The organism is Nesterenkonia sp. LB17, from assembly GCF_022565915.1.
In the GTDB taxonomy this organism is placed as follows: Bacteria; Actinomycetota; Actinomycetes; order Actinomycetales; family Micrococcaceae; genus Nesterenkonia.
Map to the genome: position 1 here is coordinate 151,116 of NZ_JAJOYX010000005.1, position 21,847 is coordinate 172,962.

General features: G+C 67.2%; 19 protein-coding genes. 16 read left to right on the forward strand and 3 right to left on the reverse strand.

Going from position 1 to position 21,847, the window contains the following annotated elements; genetic code table 11:
• Positions 1–20: 20 nt before the first annotated feature.
• Positions 21–1,067, reverse strand: a complete 1,047-nt coding sequence (locus tag LTH96_RS11690; protein WP_241466011.1) for a homocysteine S-methyltransferase family protein — start codon at positions 1,065–1,067, stop codon at positions 21–23.
• A 110-nt stretch (positions 1,068–1,177) separates the two neighbouring features.
• On the reverse strand, positions 1,178–1,879 hold the full coding sequence (locus tag LTH96_RS11695; protein WP_241466013.1) for a GNAT family N-acetyltransferase: 702 nt from the start codon (positions 1,877–1,879) through the stop codon (positions 1,178–1,180).
• Positions 1,880–1,967: 88 nt separating this feature from the next.
• On the opposite strand from LTH96_RS11695, the gene LTH96_RS11700 reads away from it, so the two are divergent.
• The 11 genes from LTH96_RS11700 to LTH96_RS11750 all read left to right on the forward strand — a co-directional run bounded on the left by LTH96_RS11700 (position 1,968) and on the right by LTH96_RS11750 (position 14,258).
• A complete protein-coding gene (locus tag LTH96_RS11700; RefSeq protein WP_241466015.1) occupies positions 1,968–2,915 on the forward strand; it encodes a rhodanese-related sulfurtransferase in 948 nt (315 codons plus the stop codon).
• Positions 2,915–4,582: a methyltransferase gene (locus tag LTH96_RS11705; RefSeq protein ID WP_241466017.1), complete on the forward strand. Its 1,668-nt coding sequence runs from the start codon at positions 2,915–2,917 to the stop codon at positions 4,580–4,582. The genes LTH96_RS11700 and LTH96_RS11705 overlap by 1 nt, the downstream gene beginning before the upstream one ends.
• Positions 4,583–4,689: 107 nt before the next feature.
• Positions 4,690–7,512: a type I DNA topoisomerase gene (topA, locus tag LTH96_RS11710; protein ID WP_241466019.1), complete on the forward strand. Its 2,823-nt coding sequence runs from the start codon at positions 4,690–4,692 to the stop codon at positions 7,510–7,512.
• Positions 7,513–7,527: 15 nt separating this feature from the next.
• On the forward strand, positions 7,528–8,589 hold the full coding sequence (locus tag LTH96_RS11715; protein WP_241466021.1) for a Ppx/GppA family phosphatase: 1,062 nt from the start codon (positions 7,528–7,530) through the stop codon (positions 8,587–8,589).
• On the forward strand, positions 8,579–9,418 hold the full coding sequence (locus LTH96_RS11720; RefSeq protein ID WP_241466023.1) for a sugar phosphate isomerase/epimerase: 840 nt from the start codon (positions 8,579–8,581) through the stop codon (positions 9,416–9,418). The genes LTH96_RS11715 and LTH96_RS11720 overlap by 11 nt, the downstream gene beginning before the upstream one ends.
• Positions 9,419–9,420: 2 nt before the next feature.
• The gene (proC, locus tag LTH96_RS11725) at positions 9,421–10,308 is read left to right on the forward strand and encodes a pyrroline-5-carboxylate reductase (protein ID WP_241466025.1); all 888 of its coding nucleotides are present in this window, start codon (positions 9,421–9,423) and stop codon (positions 10,306–10,308) included.
• Entirely contained in the window at positions 10,286–11,695 is a 1,410-nt protein-coding gene (locus tag LTH96_RS11730) for a TrkH family potassium uptake protein (RefSeq protein WP_241466027.1), read from the forward strand. Before proC ends, LTH96_RS11730 begins: the two co-directional genes overlap by 23 nt.
• A 109-nt stretch (positions 11,696–11,804) precedes the next feature.
• On the forward strand, positions 11,805–12,476 hold the full coding sequence (locus LTH96_RS11735; RefSeq protein WP_241466029.1) for a TrkA family potassium uptake protein: 672 nt from the start codon (positions 11,805–11,807) through the stop codon (positions 12,474–12,476).
• A 10-nt stretch (positions 12,477–12,486) separates the two neighbouring features.
• Positions 12,487–13,671 carry an acetoin utilization protein AcuC gene (locus LTH96_RS11740; protein WP_241466031.1) on the forward strand — a complete coding sequence of 395 codons (1,185 nt, stop codon included), beginning with the start codon at positions 12,487–12,489 and terminating at the stop codon, positions 13,669–13,671.
• 135 nt (positions 13,672–13,806) lie between these two features.
• Complete coding sequence (locus LTH96_RS11745) at positions 13,807–13,905, forward strand: 30S ribosomal protein bS22 (RefSeq protein ID WP_081652675.1); 99 nt, start codon at positions 13,807–13,809, stop codon at positions 13,903–13,905.
• 92 nt (positions 13,906–13,997) lie between these two features.
• Positions 13,998–14,258, forward strand: a complete 261-nt coding sequence (locus LTH96_RS11750) for a glutaredoxin family protein (protein WP_241466033.1) — start codon at positions 13,998–14,000, stop codon at positions 14,256–14,258.
• 132 nt (positions 14,259–14,390) lie between these two features.
• On the opposite strand, the gene LTH96_RS11755 is transcribed toward LTH96_RS11750, so the two are convergent.
• Positions 14,391–14,951, reverse strand: coding sequence for a hypothetical protein (locus tag LTH96_RS11755; RefSeq protein WP_241466035.1), 561 nt, complete (start codon positions 14,949–14,951; stop codon positions 14,391–14,393).
• A gap of 270 nt (positions 14,952–15,221) precedes the next feature.
• On the opposite strand from LTH96_RS11755, the gene LTH96_RS11760 reads away from it, so the two are divergent.
• From LTH96_RS11760 to LTH96_RS11780, 5 genes are all read left to right on the forward strand, one after another.
• Positions 15,222–15,740 (forward strand): CarD family transcriptional regulator, encoded by a 519-nt coding sequence (locus LTH96_RS11760; protein ID WP_036477487.1) that lies wholly within the window; start codon positions 15,222–15,224, stop codon positions 15,738–15,740.
• A gap of 65 nt (positions 15,741–15,805) precedes the next feature.
• On the forward strand, positions 15,806–17,149 hold the full coding sequence (gene ispF, locus LTH96_RS11765) for a 2-C-methyl-D-erythritol 2,4-cyclodiphosphate synthase (RefSeq protein ID WP_241466037.1): 1,344 nt from the start codon (positions 15,806–15,808) through the stop codon (positions 17,147–17,149).
• A gap of 25 nt (positions 17,150–17,174) precedes the next feature.
• The gene (gene cysS / locus LTH96_RS11770; RefSeq protein WP_241466039.1) at positions 17,175–18,665 is read left to right on the forward strand and encodes a cysteine--tRNA ligase; all 1,491 of its coding nucleotides are present in this window, start codon (positions 17,175–17,177) and stop codon (positions 18,663–18,665) included.
• Positions 18,666–18,667: 2 nt separating this feature from the next.
• Positions 18,668–19,660, forward strand: coding sequence for a 23S rRNA (guanosine(2251)-2'-O)-methyltransferase RlmB (gene rlmB / locus LTH96_RS11775; protein ID WP_241466041.1), 993 nt, complete (start codon positions 18,668–18,670; stop codon positions 19,658–19,660).
• Entirely contained in the window at positions 19,661–21,100 is a 1,440-nt protein-coding gene (locus LTH96_RS11780) for a hypothetical protein (RefSeq protein ID WP_255728135.1), read from the forward strand.
• Positions 21,101–21,847 lie beyond the last annotated feature (747 nt).

A 21,847-nucleotide genomic window follows, 5' to 3' on the forward strand; every position in this document is an offset into this window, starting at 1 on the left:
GCTTGATGCGCCGGTGCTGCTCAGGCGCGATCCCCCAGGGACCGGATGTGGTCGGGCAGCCGATCATGGGACCCGTACATGAAATGGTTCTCCATGCGCTCGGAGTACCTACTGGCCTCGGTGCTGCGCCCCACGGCCTCGGAGGTCTCGCGGATGTGCATCGGCGAGGCGCCGCAGCAGACCCCCAGGTAGTTGACCCCCAGGTCGTAGGCCTCCTTCGCGAACGCGCCGATCTCATAGCGATTGGTGTACAGCGGATCCAGCGCGGTGGGGAAGGTCCGTCCATGCGGGGACGGCACGCTGGCGCGCACATCAGTGAGGTTGAAGAAGGTGGGTTCGCTCTGCGTGGTGCGGTAGGGCACGGGCAGCCCGGCCACGTGGCAGGAGACTGCCTCCCGGATCTGGCGCAGCCACGGCATCATGGTGTCCGGGCCGCGGAAGCAGTTGAGCCCGACGACGTCGGCGCCCGCCTGCTCCAGGCGCTGACACGTCTCGACCACGCCGAGCCCGTCGGCCATCTCTTCGAAGGCCATCGGCGCGAGCGTGAGCACCACGGGAAGCCCTGAGGACCGGGCCACGTCCAGGGCCGCGAGCGCCTCCCCGGCATAGTAGAACGTCTCGCCGACGATGAGGTCTGCGCCCTCCTCCGCCGCCCAGCCCACCATCTCCTCGAACATGCCGCGCACCTCGTTCTGGCGCTGCGCGTCCGCGGGGTCCCAGATGTTGGTGTTGGAGATGTTGCCGGCCACCAGGTCCCCGGGTCGGGCATCGGCGACCTCACGGGCGATGCGCAGGGCCGAGCGGTTCAACGGTTCGAGCAGGTCCTCCTTGCCGATGACCCGCATCTTCTCCCGGTGCCCGTTATAGGTGAACGCCTCGACGATGTCCGAGCCGGCGCGCTGAAAGTCCCGGTGCAGCGCGCGCAGCGCATCAGGGTGCTCGAGCGCCACCTCGGGCACGAATTCTCCTGCGGTGAGGTAGCCGCGCCGCTCAAGTTCGAAGAGGAATCCTTCGGCGCAGATGACGGGGCCTGCATCGAGGCGGTCGGTCAACGGGTTGGCGGCCATGGGGTGCTCCTTCAGCGACGGTGCGGAGCTGCATCTTCCTTCAATAATTTATGAACAATTGAACTTAGTGCAGCCAATTCGCCGATGATACAACAGGTGCCGCGCGGAGCCTAGTCGTTGAGGTCGTCGAACTGGGAGTGGCTCGGGCGCAGCCGTCCACCCGAGGTGGCGCCGTAGACGTGGACGTCGCCGAGCAGGGTCCAGCCCAGGTACTCGTAGAGCTCACGGCCATCACCGGTGGCCACGAGCAGGCCCTCTTCGACGTCGTGCTCATGGGCGATGGCGATCAGTGCGCGGGTCACATAGGTGCCCAGGCCCTGGCGGCGATAGTCGTCGTTGGTATAGATCCGGTCGAGGATCGCGTAATGGCCCACGGTGGCGACCCGGCCGCGGGCGGCGACCTTGTCCCCGTCGCGCACGGTGAAGAGCGTCCAGCCGTCATGGTCTTCGCGAGTGGTGGTGTACCCCTCCGGGGTGATCGGATCCTCGACGTCCTGGGTGTCCATGTCCACCACCATGAGCCTCTCCTCATCGCTGATGAGCTGGAGGCCTTCGATCGGACTCTGGGTCAGCGACTCGGCGCCGGGCTCGGCGATCACGGTCAGCAGCCGGGCGGAATCCTTGGAGACGGCGGAGGCGATCTTGCGCAGGTCGGTGTCCTGAGGGGAATAGAGCACGTACTCCCACTCGTCTGAATCTCCGGAGCGCAGAGCGGAATGAACATTGCCTTCATGGTGGACGTCATAGTCGTGAGTTCGCGCCCATCCGGTTACCCAGTGGCGGACAAGGTCATCGCTCAGCTCAGAAGTCATAGTCCGACCATACAAAGAAAAAGCAGCGCACCGTGAGAGGGCAGGACAACGAGTTCATAAAGATGTTGTTCAGAACTACCCTTGAGAGGTGAGCATGTCCCGGATCGTCCTCTATTACGCCTTCACCCCCCTCTCGGATCCCGAGGCGGTGAGGCTCTGGCAGCACACCCTCTGTCGGGAACTCGGAGTCAAGGGCCGGATCCTGATCTCCCCGCAGGGGATCAACGGCACCGTCGGCGGTGAGGTCAAGGCGGTCAAGCAGTACGTGAAGCAGACCCGGGCGTACGCCCCGTTCCGTGAGATGGCCTTCAAATGGTCTGACGGCGGGGCGGAGGACTTCCCTCGACTCTCGGTCAAGGTCCGCCCCGAGCTGGTGGCCTTCGGCGTGCCCGAGGAGATCGAGGTCGATGAGCACGGCGTCGTCGGCGGGGGTGAGCATCTGCAGCCGCAGCAGGTCCATGAGCTCGTCGAGGCGAAGCAGGCGCAAGGCGTGGAGGTCGCCTTCTTCGACGGCCGCAACGCCATGGAGGCGCAGATCGGAAAGTTCAAGAACGCTGTGGTCCCGGAGACCGAGACCACCCGGGACTTCATCGCAGAGCTGGACTCCGGCAGATACGACCACCTCAAGGACCAGCCGGTGGTGACGTACTGCACCGGCGGGATCCGCTGCGAGGTCCTCTCGGCGCTGATGCGCCGGCGCGGCTTCGAAGAGGTCTACCAGATCGACGGCGGGATCGTCCGCTACGGAGAGACCTTCGGTGATCAGGGACTCTGGGAGGGCGAGCTCTACGTCTTCGACTCCCGGATGAACACCCGCTTCTCCTCCGAGGCCAAGACCATCGGTGAATGCAGCCGCTGCGCCAGCCCGACCAGCTCCTTCTATAACTGTATGGACCGCGGATGCTCCACGCTGCAGCTCTACTGCGATGACCACCGCGACATACCGGAGACCACCCGCTGCGAGAACTGTCAGGCGCGGCTGGAGCAGGACCCCTCCGATCCCAATGCCGGTCCCCTGCAGAAGGTGCGTCGCTGATGAGCCATCTCGAGCAGCAGCATGTCATCCTGCCGGCCCCGGTCGCTGACCCCGAGCTGCTGGCCGCCCTGCGCACTGACCTGGTCTCCGCGCAGTTCACCAACGAACGTGTCACGCAGCTGCTGGGCCCCGTCGCGCTCGCCGCGCTGGAACGCGATCAGCCCGTGCCCGCAGCGCTGCGGGTCTCGGAGCTGCTGGCCGCCGAACCCGCGCCGGACCCCTGCGCCGTGCTCACCGGGCTCTGGCTGCTCGGGCTCGAGACCACCGCCGCGCAGCTGCATGCAGCCCTGCCTCAGGTCGGCGTCGACGGTCTGCGCCGCCTGAACCTGGTGCACCGAGCAGACCCCGTGGCACCGGGGCCCCCGGAGCCCGGGGAAGGGCACGACGCCGCGCTCTACCGTCCCAGCGTGGACCTGCGGCCCTACCAGGCCGAGCAGGCTCGGGGCCTGGCCGACCTCTGGGTGGCCAGCGACCTTCCCGCCGCACAGGTGCAGGGTCCGCTGCACCCCGAGCATGTGCTCGGGATCGGCGGCGCGAGTCTGACCCTGGCGGCGAGCATCCACCGCACTCCGGTCAAGCGCGCCCTGGAGATCGGCACCGGCTGCGGAATCCAGCTGCTGCACCTGTTGGACCACGCCGAGCATGTCGTGGCCACCGATCTCAGTCAACGGGCACTGGACTTCACCGAGTTCAACCTGGCTCTCAACGCCCCCGCGCTGCGGCTGGACCCCAGAGACCTCGGTGCTCGGGTGGAGCTGGTGCAGGGCAGCCTGCTGGAACCGGTGGCCGGGCGGACATTCGACCTGATCATCTCCAATCCGCCCTTCGTCATCACCCCGCGTCCGCAGGATGAGCAGATCGACGGGCGCTATACCTACCGAGACGGCGGCCGGGCCGGGGATCTGCTCATGACGGAGCTGATCGCCTCGCTGCCCCAGCACCTCGCCGAGTCCGGGACCGCGCAGCTGCTGGGCAACTGGGAGATCCAGGACCACGCCGCCTGGGACGCCCGACCGCGCCTGTGGTGCGAGACGTTCGGCGCGGAGGTCGATGCCTGGTTCATCCAGCGCGACCGGCAGGAAAGCTCCGCATACGCCGAGACCTGGCTGCGCGACGCCTCCACCCAGCGGGAGCCGGAGAACTACCGCCGCCGCTACGCCGAATACCTGGATGATTTCGACTCCCGCGCGGTGCTCGCGGTGGGATTCGGGATGATCTTCATCCGACGCCGCCCAGCAGATGCGGGCGCGATCACGCCCTGGCGGCGATTCGAGGAGCTCACCGGCGCGGTGGAGCAGCCGCTGGGACCGGTGATCGGGGCCACCGTGGCCCGGGCAGAAGCCGTCGCCCGGGACCCGCAGGCGGTGCTCGATGCGGTCCTCGCCGTCGCCGCAGATGTCACCGAAGAACGCCATCAGCGCTTCGGTGCCGTCCACCCGGAGGTGATCCTCGCACGTCAGGGCGCTGGGCTGCGCCGCAGCCGGGCCGTCTCCAGCGCCGCGGCGGGCCTGCTGGGAGCCGCCGACGGGGAGTATCAGGCCGCCGCGCTCGTCACCGCCGTCGCCGCTCTGATGGCGGATGAGTCCACCGATCAAGGCCAGCTTCAACAGGAGCTGCGCAGCGAAATCCTCGACCTCTACGTCGAGGGCTACCTCAGGGAGTCTTGATTCCACCGGCCTCGACGTGTTCTGCTCGCTGATATATTGAGCACTCGACGGCCAGCCCACTGCTGAGCGCCCGAGACTGCACCGCAAGAATTCCCTCAAGGAGATCAGTGCCCGAAGGCAAGAAACTCGTCATCGTCGAGTCCCCGGCGAAGTCCAAGTCCATCGCCAAGTACCTTGGCGATGATTTCATCGTGGACGCTTCCGCCGGGCATATCCGTGACCTGCCACAGCCCTCAGAGCTGCCCACTGATATGAAGAAGGGCCCCTTCAGCCGGTTCGCGGTGAACCCCGACGACGGCTTCGCGCCCTACTACGTGATCTCCGACTCCAAGAAGAAGAAGGTCACAGAGCTCAAGCGGGCCCTGAAAGACGCCTCGGAGCTCTATCTCGCCACTGACGCCGACCGCGAAGGCGAAGCCATCGCCTGGCACCTGCTGCAGGTGCTCAAGCCCAAGGTCCCGGTCTACCGGATGACCTTCACCGAGATCACCAATGAGGGCATCACTCGAGCCCTGCAGAACGTGCGTCAGATCGATGACGACCTCGTCGACGCGCAGGAGACCCGGCGCATCCTGGACCGGCTCTACGGCTACGAGATCTCCCCGGTGCTCTGGCGCAAGGTCGGCAAGGGCCTCTCCGCAGGACGCGTCCAGTCAGTGGCCACCCGACTGGTGGTCGAGCGTGAGCGTGAACGCATGGCCTTCATCCCGGCCGGTTACTGGGACCTCTCCGGGAGCTTCGCCACCGCCGCCGGTGAGGAGTTCACCGCCAAGCTCAACGCCGTCGACGGGGCCCGCGTGGCCACCGGCGCGGACTTCAACGACCGCGGCGAGCTGAAGTCCACCCGTTCCAAGACAGAGGTCAGCGTCCTGGACCGCGAAGCGGCCGAGGCCCTGGCCGAGGGTCTGACCAAGGCGGAGTTCACCGTGGATTCGGTGGAGGACAAGCCGTACTCGCGCCGTCCCCAGCCTCCCTTCATCACCTCGACGCTGCAGCAGGAAGCCTCCCGCAGGCTGCGCTTCTCCTCCCGGGCGACCATGCAGGTGGCGCAGCGGCTGTATGAGAACGGCTACATCACCTATATGCGTACCGACTCGGTGACGCTCTCCAACGAGGCGATCACCGCGGCGCGTCGGCAGATCACCGAGCTCTACGGGGCCGACCATGTGCCCGCCAGTCCGCGCCTGTACTCCAAGAAGAGCGAGACCGCGCAGGAGGCCCACGAGGCGATCCGGCCTTCCGGCGACCACTTCCGCACCCCCGGCCAGGTGGCCAAGGAGCTCTCCAAGGATGAGTTCAAGCTCTACGAGCTGATCTGGAAGCGCACCGTCGCCTCCCAGATGGAGGACGCCAAAGGCTTCACCGCCTCCGTGCGGCTCAGCGCCTCCGTCTCCGGCGGACCCAAGGCCGGCACCACCGCCACCTTCGGCGCCTCCGGCACCGTCATCACCTTTCCAGGCTTCCTGGCCGCCTACGAGGAGATCCGCGAGAGCACCTCGGAGGACGACGAGGCCAAGGCCGGCAAGGCCGATAAGCGACTGCCGAAGATCGAGACCGGCGAGAGCCTGATCGGCCGCGACGTCCAGGCCAAGGGCCATGAGACGACCCCGCCGGCCCGCTACACCGAGGCCACGATCGTCGCGGAGCTGGAGAAGCGTGAGATCGGTCGCCCCTCCACCTACGCGCCGACCATCTCGACCATCATGGACCGCGGCTACGTCACCAAGCGCGGCTCCGCGCTGATCCCCTCCTGGACCGCTTTCAGCGTGATCCGGCTGCTGGAGGAGCACTTCGGCAAATACGTGAACTACGACTTCACCGCCCGCATGGAAGAGGACCTGGACCAGATCGCGCGCGGCGAGCTCCAGCGCGAGGCCTGGCTGCAGGGCTTCTACTTCGGCGCCAAGGACGGCGTCGACGGGCTCAAGCACGTGGTGGAGAACCTCGGCGAGATCGACGCCCGGGCGATCAACTCCATCGAGATCGCCCCCGGCGTGAACCTGCGGGTGGGGCGCTACGGCCCCTATCTGGAGCGGCCGAACCCCGACGGCGTCGTCAACGCCGAGGGTGAGCTGGAGCCCCAGCGCGCCAACCTGCCCCAGGACCTGGCTCCGGACGAGCTCACCGTCGCCAAGGCCGAGGAGCTCTTCGAACAGGCCCAGTATTCAGGCCGGGTGCTCGGCACCGACCCCGAGACCGGTCGCGAGATCGTCGCCAAGGACGGTCGCTACGGCCCCTACGTCACCGAGCTCATCGAAGAGATGACCGAGGCGCAGCTCGAAGAGCATATGAAGTCGCTGCCGACCGAGTACTACAAGAACGGCAAGCCCAAGCCGAAGAAGAAGCCGGCCAAGGAGAAGCCCCGCACCGGCTCGCTGCTCTCCGACATGACCCTGGAGACGGTGACGCTGGAGCAGGCGCTGCGGCTGCTCTCGCTGCCGCGCGTGGTCGGCGCCGATGCAGACGGCGAAGAGATCACCGCCCAGAACGGCCGCTTCGGCCCGTATCTGAAGAAAGGCTCGGACTCCCGCTCGCTGGAGACCGAGGAGCAGATGTTCACCATCACCCTGGACGAGGCGAAGGCGATCTACGCCCAGCCCAAGCAGCGTGGACGCCGGGCGGCGGTTCCCCCGCTGGCCGAGTTCGGCGCCGATCCCACCTCGGAGAAGCAGGTTGTGGTCAAGGACGGCCGCTTCGGCCCCTACGTCACCGATGGTGAGACCAATGTGACAGTGCCCCGCAGCGTCTCGCTGGAGACGCTGACCAAGGAGCACGCATACTCGCTGCTGGCGGAGAAGCGCGCCGCCGGACCGAAGAAGCCCGGTGCGCCCAAGCGGGCCGCCAAGAGCACGGCGAAGAAGGCTCCGGCCAAGAAGCCCGCCGCGAAGAAGGCTCCAGCCAAGAAGACCACCGCGAAGACCGGATCCTAGTCAAGGAGTCACCTGATGCGTCTGGGCGTGCTGGATATCGGTTCGAACACCGTGCACCTGTTATTGGTGGATGCTCATCTCGGGGCCAAACCCGAGGCGTTCGCCTCCCATAAGCGACCGCTGTCCCTGGTCAGACACCTCGATGAGCACGGGGCGATCACCGAGGACGGTCAGCTCGAGCTCATCGGCTTCATCGCCGAGGCCGCCCGGTTCGCCGCGCGGCACCGGGCCGAGGATCTGCTCTCCTTCTGCACCTCAGCGCTGCGCGAGGCCGCCAACGGAGCGGCGGTCCTGCAACGGGTCGTCGCCGAGACCGGGGTGGAGCTCACCGAGCTCACCGGCGCCCAGGAATCGGCGATGACCTTCTTCGCCGCCCGGCGCTGGCGCGGCTGGAGCGCCGGGGACATCTTGAACTTCGACATCGGCGGCGGCTCCTTCGAGATCGCCTATGGGCGCGACGAGCTGCCCGCCACCGCGGTCTCGCTTCCGCTCGGCGCCGGCCGGCTCACCCGCGACTGGCTGGGCGAGGACCCGCCCAGCAAGGACCAGGTGAAGGCGCTCAAGAGCTATGTGCGTGAGGAGCTGGAGGCGGCGCGCCGCGAGTTCCCGGTCCTGAGCGGACACATCGAGGTGCTCGCCACGTCCAAGACCTTCCGCTCGCTGGCGCGGATGACCGGCGCCGCGCCCTCCGCAGAGGGTCCCTATGTTCCGCGCAGCCTGGCCCATGCCGAGCTGAAGCCGCTGGTGAAGAACCTGGCCACGATGACCGCGGCCGAGCGGGCCGAGCTGCCCGGCGTCTCCACCCTGCGTGCCCGGCAGGTCTTCGCCGGCGCACTGGTCGCTGAGCAGGCGATGAAGGTCTTCGGCATCGAGACGCTGCAGATCTGCCCCTGGGCGCTGCGTGAGGGCCTGATCCTGCGCCGGCTGGACTCCCTGGTCCGCGACGGCGCGGTGGCCGTGCCCGCCGCTCCCGGCGTCGGAAATGTCAACCTCGGCCGCGAGCTGCGCAAGCCCTCCCGCGGTGAGATCCCCGGCGGTCGCACCCTGGCGACGGCGGCGGTTGAACATGCCCACTGAGGAAGTCCAGCCGCGCCCGCCTCATAAGCTTCCGCGGATCCCCGTGGCGCTCTCCACCTCTTCGGTCTACCCGATGGGGGTCGCCGAAGGCTTCTCCATCGCTGAGGACCTCGGCTATGACGGCATGGAGGTCATGGTCACCCACCGCGGGGAGTCCCAGCAGGCCTCCACGCTGAACGAGCTCTCCTGGCGCTTCGGCCTGCCGGTCATGGCCATCCACGCCCCCACTCTGCTGCTCACCCAGCAGGTCTGGGGCTCCGCCTGGGACAAGCTCAAGCGCAGCGCCGCCCTCGCCCACGAGGTGGGCGCCGGCGTGGTCGTCGCGCACCCGCCCTTCCGCTGGCAGGTCGGCTACGCCGAAGGCTTCGCCGAGGGGATCAAGGATCTGGAGGAGGAGACCGGAGTGCTCTTCGCCGTCGAGAACATGTACCCCTGGCGGGCCGGTGGTCGCGAGGCCACCATGTACCTGCCGCACTGGGACCCGGTGGATCAGCCCTACCCGCACGTCACCTGGGACTTCTCCCATGCCGCCACGGCAGAGGCCGACTCGCTCGAGGCCGTCGAGGCACTGGGACAGCGCCTGCGCCACGTGCACCTGACCGACGGCTGGTCCAACGGGTTCAAAGACGATCACCTCATCCCGGGTCAGGGGGAGCAGCGCGTGGCCGAGGCGATGGAGATGCTCGGCCGGACCGATTTCGCCGAGACCGGGTTCAACGGCGTCGTCGCTGTCGAGGTCGCCACCCGCACCGCCCGCAACGTCGGAGACCGGGAGCGCTGGCTCGCCGAGTCCCTGGCCTTCGCCCGCAGACACCTCGGTCAGGAGTGACGATGTCCACCAGCACCAGCACCAGCACCAGCACTCCCACCGCGCCGCGGATAGCGATGCTCGGCCTCGGCTCGATGAACGGCGCGATCCTCGCGGGTCTGCTGGACTCCTCGGTGGCCCCGGAGCAGGTCCAGGCCACCACACGCAGCGCCGCCACCGCAGAACAGCGCGCGACGCAGTTCGGGATCAGCGTGCTCGCCGAGCAGGACGACGCCGAGGCCAACCGCAGCGCCGCCGGGAAGGCCGACATCATCTTCCTCGGGGTCAAGCCCCATGGCATCGTCGCTCTGGCCGCAGAGATCGCGAGCACCGTGAAGCCAGGGGCCGTGGTGGTCTCCGTGGCGGCCGCGATCAGCGTAGACATGATCGAGGCGGCCCTGCCCCAGGGCCAACCTGTCATCCGGTCCATGCCGAACACCCCGCTCTCGGTGGGCCTCGGCGTGGTCGGGCTGGTCCCGGGCACCCACGTGAGCCCGCAGGACACCGAGACCGTGGCCCAGCTGCTGGGCGCCAGCGGCGCCGTCCACGTGATCGATGAGTCCCAGATCGACGCCCTCACCGGGATCTCCGGATCCGGTCCCGCCTACGCCTTCTATCTCGCCGAGGCGATGGCAGAGGCCGGCGTGGAGCTGGGCCTGGACCGGGCGCTGGCGGCTGATCTGGCGGCGCAGACCATCTATGGCGCCGGCAAGATGCTGGTCGAGCACCAGGCTGCGGGCACCGCCGACGCCGCCGGACTGCGCCGCGCGGTCTGCTCGCCCAACGGCACCACCGAGCGTGCCATCAACGCCTTCGACGAACACGACCTGCCCGCCGCCGTGCGCGCCGCCGTCAACGCCAGCGCGCACCGGTCAGCGGAGATCACCGATGAGCTCCGCAGCGCAGACTGAGCACGGCAGGGGCCGCCGGACCGGACCTCGGCTCTACCTGAAGCGGTGGATGGGGCGGCTGACCCGCACCTCGCCGGCACGTGCGGCGATGCTGATCTTCGGGGTGACCATCGCGGTGTTCGCCTCACTGCTGAACATGCCCTGGGCCACCGCCTCCGGCTCCTCCGCCGCCTTCCACGAGGCGCTCTTCGTCGCCACCTCTGCGGTCACCGTCACCGGCCTGACCCCGGTGAACACCGCTGACCACTGGTCCTTCGCCGGTGAAGTGGTGATCCTGATCGGCATCCAGGTCGGTGGACTGGGCATCATCACGATCGCTGCGCTGCTGGCCATCTCGGTGACCCGCAACCTCGGGGTGCGCACCCGGCTGGTCGCGCAGGAGGGCGGAATCTCCACCGGTTCGATGGGCGAGACCGGCCAGGTGATCCGGACCGTGGTGATCGTCTCCGCGGTGGTGGAGGCGCTGCTGGCGATGGTGCTGATCCCGCGCTTCATCCATCTCAACGGCGACGTCGCCAGCGGTCTCTGGGACGGCACGTTCTATGCCATCTCGGCGTTCAACAACGCCGGCTTCGTGGCGCACTCCGAAGGTCTCGCCGGATTCGACAACGACCCGGTGGTCATCTGGACCATCATGGTCGGGGTCTTCCTGGGCAGCCTGGGCTTCCCGGTGCTGTTCATGCTCTGGCGCAACCGCTGGCACGTGCGTCGCTGGAGCCTGCACACCAAGCTCACCCTGGAGGTGACGCTGCTGCTCATGGTCATCGGTGCGGTGCTCTACGGGATCATGGAGTGGTCCAACAGCTCCACCATCGGCGACATGAGCATCGGGGAGAAGCTGCAGAACTCGCTCTTCGCCTCGGTGAACATGCGCTCCGGCGGCTTCTCGGTGGTGGAGTCGAATCTGCAGAACGCCGAGACCATGCTCGTCTCCGATGCGCTGATGTTCGCCGGCGGCGGTTCAGCCTCCACCGCCGGAGGCATCAAGGTCACCACCATCGCGGTGATCTGGCTGGCCTTCCTCGCCGAGGCCCGCGGCGACGCCGAGTCCACTGCCCACGGCCGCACCATCCCGCCGTCCGCCGTGCGGGTGGCGGTCTCGGTGGTCGCCATGGGCGCGACGCTGGTGCTGATCTCCACCGTCTGGCTGATGTACATCACCGGCCTGGACATGGGCCGTCCGCTGTATGAGTCCATCTCCGCCTTCGCGACCGTCGGGCTCACCAGCGGTCTCACCGAGGACCTGCCGCCGGAAGGGCTCTATGTGCTCGCAGCGCTGATGTTCGCCGGTCGGGTCGGGATCATCACCTTCGCCGCCTCGCTGACCGTGCGTCAGCGCAGCCGGGTCCGCTACCGCTACCCCGAAGGCCGTCCGATGATCGGCTGACCCGCTCGCCGGCTGACCCGCTGACCAGAAGGGGTCTACCCTGGAGTCAGCACTTCACGACTCGGCCCTTCCTGGCCGAGCACGTTTCTTCGCGGAAAAGGACGCATTCGTGCCCAAGCTGAACCCCCAGAGCAACAAACCGGTCCTCGTCGTGGGACTGGGACGCTTCGGCATCGCGCTGAGCAACCAGCTGGTCAGCCAGAACAAAGAGGTTCTCGCGGTGGAGCAGAACCGCGGCCTGGTCCAGAAGTACGCCGATATGCTCACCCATGTGGTGGAGGCCGACGCCACCGACATCGAGGCGCTGCGACAGGTCGGCGCCCAGGAGTTCGACGCCGCCGTCGTCGGAGTCGGCACCTCCATCGAGTCCTCCGTGCTGATCGCCGCGAACCTTGTTGACCTCGGGGTCCACCAGGTCTGGGCCAAGGCCATCAACCCGACCCACGGCAAGATCCTGACCAGGATCGGGTGTCACCACGTGATCTACCCCGAGCACGACGCCGGCGTCCGGGCCGCGCATCTGGTCTCGGGTCAGATGCTGGACTTCATCAAGTTCGACGACGACTTCGCGATCGTGAAGATGCGCCCGCCGCGCGAGCTGCACGGCAAGACCATCGACCAGTGCCAGCCGCGCAGCCGGCACAAGGTCAACGTGGTGGGCGTGAAATCGCCGGGCAAGGACTTCGTCTATGCCCAGCCAGACACCCTCGTCTCCGCCGGAGACACCATCATCGTCTCCGGGGACGTCTCCCAGCTGGAGTACTTCGCCGACCACGCCTGAGGAGGCCACCGTGGGAGAACTTCCCGCCGCCGTCGTCTGGGACGAGGCGCTGCTCGAATACCGCTTCAACTCCAACCACCCCATGGATCCCGTGCGGCTGGAGCTCACCGCGAAGCTCTGCGACGAGTTCGGACTGTTCAGCGGCTCACATGTGCGGCAGCTGAAGACCGGGATCGCCTCGGACACCGTGCTGGGCACGGTCCACTCCGCCGACTACATCACCGCTGTGAAGAACGCCGCCGAGCATGGACACGCCTCCGATGACCACGGGCTCGGCACCGAGGACACCCCGGTGTTCAGCGAGATCCACCTCGGCGCCGCCCGGATCGTCGACGGCACCCGCCAGTGCGCCCAGGCGCTGCTCGACGGCACCGCGGTCCGGGCGCTGAACTTCTCCGGCGGGATGCACCATGCCGCGAGATCCCGCGCGGGCGGCTTCTGCGTCTACAACGACTCCGCGGTCGCCATCCAGCTGCTGCTGGATCAGGGCACCCGTCGAGTGGTCTACATCGACGTGGACGCCCACCACGGGGACGGCACCCAGGACATCTTCTACGACGACCCGCGGGTGATGACCATCTCGATCCACCAGACCGGGGTCGCGCTCTACCCGGGCACCGGATTCCCCAACGAGGCCGGCGGTCCGGGGGCCGAGGGTTCTGCGGTGAACATCGCGCTGCCCGAGACCACCGGCGACGCCGGCTGGCTGCGTGCCTTCCACGCCGTCATACCTCAGCTGGTGGCCGCCTTCGAACCCGAGGTCATCGTCTCCCAGCACGGCTGTGACTCGCACCGGGACGACCCGCTCTCGGACCTGCAGCTCAGCGTGGACGCGCAGCGGCAGAGTGCCCTGGACATCGCCCACCTCGCCGACGAGCACTGTGAAGGACGCTGGATCGCCACCGGGGGAGGCGGCTACGCGGTGCACACCGTGGTCCCGCGCAGCTGGACGCACCTGACCGGCGTCATCGTCGGAGCCCCGCTGTCGCTCAAGACCGAGGTGCCCCGCTCCTGGCGGGACCATGTGCGCGAGCGTTACCAGGTCTGCGCACCCGAGACCATGGGTGATGACGCGGAGCTTTGGTGGCGCTCCTGGGAGCTCGGCTACGACCCTTCGGACGCAGTGGATCGCGCGGTGATGCAGACCCGCAAAGAGATCTTCCCGCTCTACGGACTGGACCCCTGGTTCGACTGAGGTCTGGAGTGACTGGGACCCCGTGGTCCGATCGCAACCCGGAGGGGGCGTCGATTCTGTGCCAGCACTGCGTTGCGGCTACACTGTTCCGAGACCTTTTTCTCGTTGTTTACCTACAGACAAGGACTGCACCCCATGGGCTCAGTGATCAAGAAGCGCCGCAAGCGCATGGCGAAGAAGAAGCACCGTAAACGTCTGCGGAAGACTCGTCATCAGCGCCGCAACAAGAAATAAGACTTCTTGGAAGCGCGAAGAAACCCCGGCAGCCAGCAGGCGGCCGGGGTTTCTTCGTCCCACCAGGAAGTCCTGAGAGGAGAGGGGGGTTCGTGAGTCGATCAGTCGAGGTCGAGGTGCTCACCAAGCAGGGATGCCATCTGTGCGAGGACGCCGTGGCAGTCGCCCGCGAGGCTTGCGCGGAGTTCTCCGTGGAGCTCATCGAACGTGACATCACCACCGAGAAGGAGCTGCTCGCCAGCTTCGCCGAGGAGATCCCGGTGCTGCGCATCAACGGTCAGGTCAAGGACTTCTGGCGCATCGATCCGCAGCGCCTGCGCCGACTGCTGCGGGAAGCGACCGCAGAATCCTAGCGGGATTCCGCGCCCAGATCCGTGGAACGGGCCTGGATGAACAGAGAGGGCCCGCTTCAGAAGAAGCGGGCCCTCTCTGTTCGGGAAGCTCCAGGGCTCGCGTCGGCCCGGGGCCGCGGCGGCAAGTGGTCTCTAGTGGCCGGCGTCGTCTTCGTCGTGGTGGGCCGCGCCGCTGCCCCAGGTGTCAGGACCGTGCACGAGGTGCTCGGCCATGGACTCGTCGAAGCCGTCGGGGAGCAGGTGGCGGTACTCCGGCAGAACGCCGTCGAAGACCGAGGCGAGGATCTGCTTGGACTCGCCGTCGACGCTGACGGTGATCTCGTGCATCGCGCCGGGCTCGCCCTGGAAGGACTCCACGACGAGCTCCTCGTCGAGCTCCAGCGAGATCTTCTCCCCAGCCGGGACCGTGGTGGAGAAGGTCTCGCCGTCGGCGGTGACCTCCACCTCGGCGTCCTCGGTGCCGGTGTTGATGATCGAACCCATGGCCCGAGCGGGGTTGCCGGCCTCGTCGGTGATGAACGCCATGTGCCGGAACTTCACGTCCTCGACGTCGGCGCGGGTGCCGTCGGAGGCGGCGTACTGCTGTGTGGTGGCCTGGTAGTTGACGGCGCTGCAGCCGCTGGCGCCCAGAAGTGCGGCGGCGGCCACGGAGACCGCTGCCATGCGGCGGGTCTTATCAGCTGAGAACTTCACGTGGAGAGTCTCCTCACGGGCTTGGAGCGATACAGATCAGCTCCAGGGTACGCGGTCTTGGACCCCGGAGATTGGCGTGCGGCGCAGATGTCGTCCACGTCAGCGGAGAATCCTCTGCCCACGTGATGGTCTGGTCTGGCCCAATTCTACAGGATGTCGAAATCATTCGGCGGCGAACCCTATGTGGTGACGCGGGAGGGAATCCGGAGCGACACGCGGAGCCAATTGTGACGCGTGATAAACTTGAGTCCGGGAAAGGGGAATCATTACATGAATTTTGAGGTCGGCGAGACGGTCGTATATCCGCACCACGGTGCGGCGACGATCGAAGAAGTGAAGACCCGCACCATTCGCGGCGAAGAGAAGATGTACCTGAAGCTCCGGGTGTCTCAGGGAGACCTGACCATCGAGGTGCCAGCAGACAACGTCGACCTGGTCGGCGTGCGTGATGTCGTCGGTGCGGAGGGCCTGGAGCATGTCTTCGACGTGCTCCGTGCCGAGTACACCGAAGAGCCCACCAACTGGTCACGCCGGTACAAGGCGAACCTTGAGAAGCTCGCCTCCGGCGACGTGAACAAGGTCGCCGAGGTCGTACGTGACCTGTGGCGGCGCGAGAACGACCGCGGTCTCTCCGCGGGCGAGAAGCGCATGCTCGCCAAGGCCCGGCAGATTCTGGTCTCGGAGCTGGCTCTTGCGAAGAAGCTCGACGAGGAAGAGGCTGCGAAGCTTCTCGACGAGATCCTCGATCAGGCCCCGACTCCGGCAGAGCCAGAGAAGGTCGCAGAGTAGAGATGAGCCAGGTGGGACCACAGGTCGCACCGGCAGCCACGGTCGCTCCCGCAGGAGCGCCATCGATGAGTCGCCCGGACGCCGGGACGGGGAAACCTGTCACAGCGCGCCGGGCGCTCATCGTTGTGGCCGCCGGCAGCGGAGAGCGGCTCGGACACGGAATACCCAAGGCCTGCGTGGATCTGGGTGGTCGACCGATCCTTGCCCAGGTGCTGCAGCGCCTCCACGGGCTGAGCAGCGGTGGGCTGACGCCGGGCCGGCTGAGCCACGGGTTGGACGCCGTGGTGCTGGTGCTTCCACCGGACCGGGCCAGCTATGACCAGCTGGCCGCAGTGGGCGAGCAGTTCAGCGCCGCTGCGGGAGTCCCGGTGTTCTCAACCCGCGGGGGAGGCAGCAGGTCCTCCTCGGTGCGCGCCGGGGTGAACCATCTGCTCAGCGCCGCGGCGGCGGACTGGGACCCCGCCACCACCACGGTGCTGATCCAGGACGCCGCCCGCGCCATGACCCCGGAGCAGGTCTACGCCCGGGTCTTCGCAGCGGTGGAGGCCGGCGCCGCCGCCGTCGTCCCTGCCCTGCCGGTGACCGACACCATCAAGCGCGTGCATCCGGAGCCGGCCGCGGACAGCGGCGCCGAACGGGTGGCCGAGACCGTGCCGCGGTCTTCGCTGCGCGCGGTGCAGACCCCGCAGGGCTTCACGCTCGCGCTGCTCCAGCAGGCTTTCGAGTTCATCGGAGATCTCCCCGACGCGGAGGCGGAGGGGCTGACCGATGAGGCCATGATCGCCGAAGCGATGGGCATCGCGGTCGCCGTCGTGCCTGGCTCGGAGAGCGCCCTGAAGATCACTACTCAAGCCGATCTCGCTGCGGCGCAGGCTCTGCTGGCGAGCATCCACGCCCCCGAGCAGACGAAGCCTGTGCTGCCGCGGGTGGGAATCGGCCACGATGTCCACGCCTTCGCCCCCGCCGAGGAACCACGTGACCTCTGGCTGGCCGGACTGTTCTGGCCCGGCCAGCAGGGCCTGACCGGACACTCCGACGGCGACGCAGTGGCACACGCCTGCTGCGACGCGCTGTTCAGCGCCGCAGGGCTTGGAGATCTGGGGGTGCACTTCGGCGCCGACACCATCGGCACGGCTCGACCTGAGCTCGAGGGAGCCTCCGGGGCACAGCTGCTGGCCGAGGCTGCGCGGATCCTGGCGGGGGAAGGCTTCGGGATCGGCTCCATCGCCGTGCAGTTCGTGGGCAAGCGACCCAAGTTCGGTCCACGCCGCGAGGAGGCCCAACAGGTGCTCAGCGCGGCAGCCGGAGCGCCGGTCGCGATCAGCGCCACGACCTCCGACGGACTGGGCTTCACCGGCCGCGGCGAAGGAATCCTGGCCACTGCCACCGCGGTGATCTACACGCTCTGAACCGAGGACCGGATAGGCTGACCGCGTGGCACTGCGACTTTATGACACCAAGACGGCGACCGTGCGAGATTTCGAGCCCCTTGAGCCGGGCCGGGTGTCTCTGTACTACTGCGGCGCCACCGTGCAGGGGCGCCCCCATGTGGGCCATGTGCGATCGGCCGTGGCCTTCGACATCCTGATCCGCTGGCTCGAGCACAGCGGCCTCGACGTGCTCAGCGTCCGCAACGTCACCGACATCGACGACAAGATCCTGGAGAAGTCGACGCTCTCCTACCAGCCCGAGCACACTCCCAGCGCGGAGTACCCGGCGCAGGAGCCCTGGTTCGCCCTCGCCTACCGCTTCGAGCAGGCCTTCCATCAGGCCTATGACGCCCTCGGGGTGAAGCGCCCGCGCTACGAGCCGCGCGCCACCGGGCATATGACCGAGATGTTCGCGCTGATCCAACGACTCATCGACGCCGACCACGCCTACCCCGCCCAGGACGGCTCCGGCGACGTCTACTTCGACGTCCGCTCCTGGCCCCGGTACGGGGAACTCACCCACCAGCGGGCCGAAGACATGCAGGACGCCGCTGACGCAGACGCCCGCGGCAAACGCGACCCGCGCGACTTCGCGCTGTGGAAGGGCCACAAGGAGACCGACCCGGAGACCGCCCGCTGGAACGCCCCCTGGGGCGCCGGACGGCCGGGCTGGCACGTCGAGTGCTCGGCGATGGCCACCAAGTACCTGGGCAGCACCTTCGACATCCACGGAGGGGGGCTGGACCTTCGCTTCCCCCACCACGAGAACGAGCTGGCCCAGTCGGCCGCCGCCGGTGACGGCTTCGCGCGCTTCTGGCTGCACAACGGGATGGTCACCTACGCCGGGGAGAAGATGTCCAAATCCGTGGGCAACACCATCGCCCCGGAGGAGATGCTCGCCGCAGCCAGACCCCGCGCTGTGCGCTACTTCCTGGGACAGGCGCACTACCGTTCCCAGCTGGACTACCGCCCGACCTCGTTGGACGAGGCGCAGGCCGCCGTCGAACGCATCGAGACCTTCCTGGCCCGCGCAGCCGAGAGCCTCTCCGGCCAGCAGCTGAGCGCCGACCATGGTGTTCCCGAGGCGTTCAGGGCGGCGATGAACGATGACCTCAACGTCCCGCAGGCGCTGGCGGTGCTGCATGAGACCGTGCGCGCGGGCAATATCGCGCTCGACGCCGAAGACGCCGCGCTCCTCGCCCGCAGCGCCGGGGCCGTGACCACCATGGTGGCGGTGCTCGGTCTCAGCGATGTCCCCGAATCAGGAGACGCTGGCGGCTCCCACGCCGAGACCGCCCTGAGTGAGCTGATCGAAGCCCTGCTCCACGACCGCGTAGAGGCGAAGTCCGCCAAGGACTACGCCCGCGCCGATGCTGTCCGCGACCGGCTCAGCGCAGCCGGGATCGCACTGGAAGACTCCAAAGATGGAACTCGTTGGGCGCTTGCCCGGTCGAGTTCGACCACCAGCCCCGCCACCGGGGCCAGGAAAGGCTGAACATGGCGAAAGACTCACGGCCGAAATCGGCCGCGATCCGCAGAGAGAAGAAGGGCCCCCAGACTGGTTCCGGGGGTCAGGGACGACGCGCGCTGCGCGGCAAGGGACCGACGCCGAAGGCGGAGGACCGGGTCTATCACAAGGCACACCGGCAGAAGATGCTCGCCGATCGGGCTGCCACCAAGACCAGCAGCAGCCAGCCGCGCCAGCGCGGCTCCGGCTTCGGGGCCGAAGACATGGTCGCCGGACGGAACTCCGTGCTCGAGGCGCTGCGCGAACGAGTTCCCGCCAAAGAGCTGCACGTCGCCACCGATGTGGAATCCGACGGCCGCGTCCGCGAGGCGCTGCAGTTCGCCGCCGAAGCCGGCGTCCGGGTCCGGGAGGTCACCCGCCGGCACCTGGACAACTCCACCGGTGGCGCGGTCCACCAGGGGCTGGCCCTGCTGCTGGAGCCCTACGACTACGTCGACGTGCTGGACCTGGCAGAGAACGAGCTGGAGCGCGCGGCCAAGGGCCATATCCCGCACCAGCCGCTGTTCCTGGCCTGCGACTCGATCACCGATCCGCGCAACTTAGGCGCGATGCTGCGTGCTGCCTCGGCCTTCGGCGCCCACGGCGTGCTGATCCCCGAACGGCGCAGCGCCGGCGTCACCGCCACCACGTGGAAGACCTCGGCCGGGGCCGCGGCGAGGATCCCGGTGGCACGGGCGAAGAACCTCACCCAGGCGCTCAAGGAGGCGAAGCAGCTGGGCTTCTTCGTGCTCGGACTCGACGGAGACGGAGACATCTCCCTGCAGAACATCGAACTCGCCCAGGAACCGGTGATCATCGTGGTCGGCTCCGAGGGCAAGGGGCTGTCCCGGCTGGTCCGGGAGACCTGCGACCAGATCGTCTCGATCCCGATCACCTCCGCGACCGAATCCCTCAACGCCTCCATGGCCGTGGGCATCAGCCTCTACGAGATCGCGATGCGGCGCCAGGGGGCACGTCAGTAAATGGTGAGCTTCCGAGGTGAGGAACAGTCAGGATTCCTGGATCTGGTCGGAACGTGGCTGTCCCAGCAGTCGTGGTTCCAGGCCGCACCAGGTCGCCGTGTGATCACCCGTGTCGGTGGTCTGCGGCTGCCCGCCTCGCATGGCGACCCCGACCAGGGCCTGCACCTTGAACTGCACATCTTGACCGTCGACCATTCCGCCGGGCAGGCACGCGTGGCGGTGCCGATGGCGCTGCGCACCAGACCATCGGCGCTGGCCGGCAAGACCGCCTTCATCGGACGACTCGCCACCCCCGCAGGTGACCTCTGGGTCTACGACGGGGCCAGGGATCGGGCCTTCCTCGCCGCCTGGCACGAGATGGCCCGCCGCCAGCAGGGCAGCCGCAACGGCCGTTCGCGAGGCGAGGCCTTCGCCGAGTTCGACGCCTGGCCAGCCTTCACTGCCAAGCTGCAGCGCACGCCGTTGGACGCGCCGACGCCTGCCGTGGTCCGCACCGCGGTCACCATCGAGGGTGAAGTCGGCGAGACAGGCAGGACTGTCGTGGACTTCATCCGCCGACCTGACCCGCAGCGCTCAGCACCGCTGGACACGGTGCTTCGGATGACCAGGAGCGGCAGCCGCACCATGGCAGGGGTCCTGGGCGTGGTCACCGGAAGCTGGCCAGAGTCGAACCCGACCACCGGGGAGAACCGGTGGGTCACCGGGGATCTGGGTATCATCCGCGAAGCCTCAATCGCAGCCGCACCGGCCTCGGCGCTGGTCCGCACCGCCCTGCACGATGAATCAGACTTCCTCACCGAGGCCACTCGGCTGGGTCGTAGTCTGGGTGACTTCCACGCTGATCTGGCCGGAAACTTCGGAGCATACCCGCAGACGTCCCTGCAGCTGGAGATCATGAATGGCCGTGCCGCCGACGCGCTGGACCAGGCGTGGGGGCAGGTGCGCGAAGACTTCGAGGAGTCCGAGGCGACGGACCTTGCCGAGGTTGTGGAGCTCCTGACCCGAGAGCTCCGAGATGCCGAGCAGGTGATGAGCCTGCAGAAGATCCACGGTGCTCTGGGCGTGGATCGAATCCGACAGGCAGACCACGATGCAGGGTGGATCATCGACGAGGACGGCGGCATGGTCGATCACGCCCTGCCTCTGCGCGACGTGGTCTCCGTGCTCATCTCCTTGGCGGAGCTGGTGATGGAGACCTCTCAGGAGGATGCTCGCCCAGCGGCAGCCCCAGCCGACACAGCCAAGCTCGACCTTGGCCTCTGGTACGAACAAGTCACCGACGCAGTGCTGGAGGGGTACCGGAGCAGCGATGCACCACGTGCCGGAATCGACTCGGACGCCTTCCGCGCCGCGATGCTCACCGAAGCACTCGAGCTGTTCCACCGCTCGGCCGCCCGCTGGGTCTTCCAGCCATCCATGTTGCGGCCAAGCAGGACCTGAGCCTGTGACCGCGCTGGTCCAACGGGGATGAGTCCGGGTTCGATGTGAAAACCGCCAGGTCACGGGGATCCAGGGGTGTGATGCAGGTCGCACTGGTTTTGGTTTGCGGACTCGGCGAGGCGTGTGTAAAGTTCTATCTCGTGCTCAAGGGGGCACGGCGGGAAGCTGAGGCGGACCGCGAAGATCCCCGGATTTGATAACCACATAGCTTCTCCCCACACAGGATCTGTTCCTTGTTGCGGTGCGCTGGCCCTCTGGGCTGGTCATCGGCTCAAGCGAGGTGTTCCCGGGGGGTTCGAGACCACGGTTTGTGTGGTGTTCATGCAGAGTTGACCTCGAGTTGACGAAGGCGAACACCGCGACGTAGAGTTGAGAACCGCGCAGACGACGAGTTCGAGTCGTTCGCAGCGAGTATTCGCTGGGAATGATTCATTCGAAGTCGGGTCAGGACGGCGGAAACGCTGAATTGACGAAGCGGAAGCTTGTTGGTAAGCTTACAAAGTTGCTTCGGAGCGATTCAGAGAAAAACTTCTGATGGTGCCGGTAGCGGTTGTTGTTTGAGAACTCAATAGTGTGCCAAGTTTGTTGATACCAAATTATTTATTTGGTTATAACAGCGACATTATCACCCCCGTGATAGTGATCGCAAATTTAGCCAAGGATTCATTAACTGGTGTCCGTGGTTGATGATGGATGGATCGTGAGGGCCTTGTTTTTCTGGCAGGGTCTGGTCTGTTTGTTGTTGAT